This is a genomic window from Ideonella sp. P3_A4 (genome assembly GCF_056403075.1).
On the sequence record NZ_JBFUGE010000801.1, the window covers coordinates 1 to 2,379 of the forward strand.

Annotated in this window: 4 protein-coding genes; 2 read left to right on the forward strand and 2 right to left on the reverse strand. The window is 64.8% G+C overall.

Annotation, left to right across the window (positions count from 1 at the left end):
- Together AC1DYI_RS32890 and bamC are read left to right on the forward strand one after the other, a co-directional pair.
- The coding region (locus AC1DYI_RS32890) for a dihydrodipicolinate synthase family protein (RefSeq protein ID WP_477208310.1) at positions 1-379 on the forward strand (379 nt) is incomplete at its 5' end.
- Between the two features lie 62 nt (positions 380-441).
- Entirely contained in the window at positions 442-1,599 is a 1,158-nt protein-coding gene (gene bamC, locus AC1DYI_RS32895) for an outer membrane protein assembly factor BamC (protein ID WP_477208311.1), read from the forward strand.
- Between the two features lie 115 nt (positions 1,600-1,714).
- On the opposite strand, the gene AC1DYI_RS32900 is transcribed toward bamC, so the two are convergent.
- The gene (locus AC1DYI_RS32900) at positions 1,715-1,912 is read right to left on the reverse strand and encodes a hypothetical protein (protein WP_477208312.1); all 198 of its coding nucleotides are present in this window, start codon (positions 1,910-1,912) and stop codon (positions 1,715-1,717) included.
- A gap of 167 nt (positions 1,913-2,079) precedes the next feature.
- The coding region (locus AC1DYI_RS32905; RefSeq protein WP_477208313.1) for a hypothetical protein at positions 2,080-2,379 on the reverse strand (300 nt) is incomplete at its 5' end.

The following is a 2,379-nucleotide window of genomic DNA, read 5'->3' on the forward strand; positions in this document are numbered from 1 at the left end:
CATCGAACGTGCCGCGTGGCTCATCAAGCATGTGCCCAAGGGCTTCTCGGTCTATTCGGGCGACGACGGCACCGCCGTGGCCCTGATGCTGCTGGGTGGTCAAGGCAACGTCAGCGTCACTGCCAACGTGGCGCCGCGCCAGATGCACGAGATGTGCCTGGCCGCGATCGAGGGCGATGTAAAGCGCGCCCGCGACATCCACCTGAGCCTGCTGCCGCTGCACCGGCAGATGTTCTGCGAGCCCAGCCCAGCCCCCGCCAAGTGGGCGCTGTCGCAAATGGGCCGCTGCCGTGCCAACGTTCGCCTGCCGCTGACGGAACTCACCGAGGCCGGCCAGGCTCTGGTGGGCAGCGCGCTGCGCGAATGTAGCCTTGTTTGATCCCGTCCCTTCAAAACCGAACCTCTGGAACAGCCGCTGCACGCGGTGGCTGGCGACACGACATGCATTGCAAGAAACCTGACTTCGTGATCACGCCGCTGCGTGCCGGTGTACTCCTGCTGGCTTTCGGCCTGGGCGGCTGTTCCCTGCTGAGCGACACCACGCCCGGCAACGACTCGCTCGACTACCGCAGCGGCGCGACCAAGACGCCGTCGCTCGAGGTGCCGCCCGACCTGACCCCGCTGGCGCGCGATGGCCGCTACCTGCCGCAGAGCGGTTCGGTGAGCGCGTCGGCCCTGGCCAACGGCACGGCGCGCCCTGCCGCGGAAGCTGGCGCACCGCAGGTCGCCATTCAAAAGGTCGGCGACGTGCACCTGGAGCGCGCCGGCGACCAGCGCTGGATCGTCAGCCCGCAAACGCCTGAGCAACTGTGGCCGAAGGTCCGCCAGTTCTGGCTCGACCGCGGTTTCACCATTGCCCGTGAAGATGCCGAAGCCGGCACGCTGGAAACCGGCTGGGCCGAGAACCGCGCCAAGCTGCCGAACGACATCGTCCGCCGCACGATCGGCTCTGTCGTGAGTGGCCTGTTCGACACCGGCGAGCGTGACCGCTTCATGATGCGCATGGAGCGCGGCGCCAACGGCACCGAGATCTATGTCGCCCACCACGGCATCGAAGAAAAAGTGCTGKGCCGCAATTCCAGCGAAGAGGTGGTGTGGTCGGCACGCCCGACCGATGTGCAACTCGAGCGCGAGGTGCTGACCCGCATGATGGTCAGCCTGGGCGCCAGAGACGAAGTGGCCCGTGCCGAGGTGGCCGCTGCAGCTGGCGGCGCGAACACGGCACCGAAGGCCCGCGTGGTCAGCGGCAAGCCGAGCGCCGCGCTGGAAGTGGACGACGGGCTGGAACGCGCTTGGCGCCGCATCGGCCTGGCGCTCGACCGCGGCGGCTTCACGGTCGAAGACCGCGACCGCAACCAAGGCGTGTATTTCGTGCGCTTCGTTGACACCAAGGAAGCCGCCAAGGACGAACCGAACTTCTTCACCCGTTGGTTCACCAGCGACGACCAGGCCAAGAAGGCGCTGAACCGCTACCGCATCCAGATCAAGGCCGAAGGCACCGGTACGCTGGTCAGCGTGCTGAACTTCAAGGGCGAGCCCGACAACTCAGCCAACGCGCAGAAGATCGTGTCGCTGTTGGCGGATGAGCTGAAGCTTTGAGCGACGACAGCCCGCATCGATCGATGCGGGCTGAGTCCAGAAACAACAAAGCCGCCCGAAGGCGGCTTTGTTGTTTGCGGCACCCGGGTCTTGCAACCCAGGTACTCGGCTCCAATTACTTGCTGGCGGCCGAAGCGGCTTCCGTGGCAGCAGCCGGGACTTCCGAAGCGGCGGGCATGGCGGCCGAAGCGGCTTCCACAGCCGAGGCGGCGACCGGAGCGGGAGCGACCGGAGCGGGCGCCTCTTCCTTCTTGCCGCAAGCGACCAGAGCAGCAACAGCGACGAGGGAAGCCAACAGGAGCGACTTGTTCATGAATGTYCTCAAACGATAGTTCGAACAATTACCGGTAATTTTTGGAAGCTCGCTGTTCGCGCGCGCCTCCTCCTCGAGACAGACCAAAAGACACTTGAGCGCTCGAGACACTCAAGCTGATGTCTTTTGTGCCTAGCCTTACATTATAGCCATGCTAGGGGGGATCCCTAGAGTCCCAGTGTGACGGCTGGGAAGGCCTCGGATGATCGTTGCAAAATTACATCGATCTCCTCGTGTGCGCTCTGCACATCGCGGCCATCGACGCGCACATAACCTCGCATGCGTTCGAGGTCCAGCACCCGCAACACGGCCAGATGATCGGCCACCAGCAAGGTCGGCATGTCAGGCCCTGCCATCTCTTGCGGCGAGCGGCAACTCAGCACGTGCGAGAAGATCTGACGCCAACGCGTCAGACGCGGCATCGCACGCCGCACACGCTCGAAGTCATGACTGATCCAGGTGATGTG

Bases quoted from the DNA above. Each gene is read 5' to 3' on its own strand.
- AC1DYI_RS32900 (WP_477208312.1), bottom strand. From the start codon at position 1,912: ATGAACAAGTCGCTCCTGTTGGCTTCCCTCGTCGCTGTTGCTGCTCTG.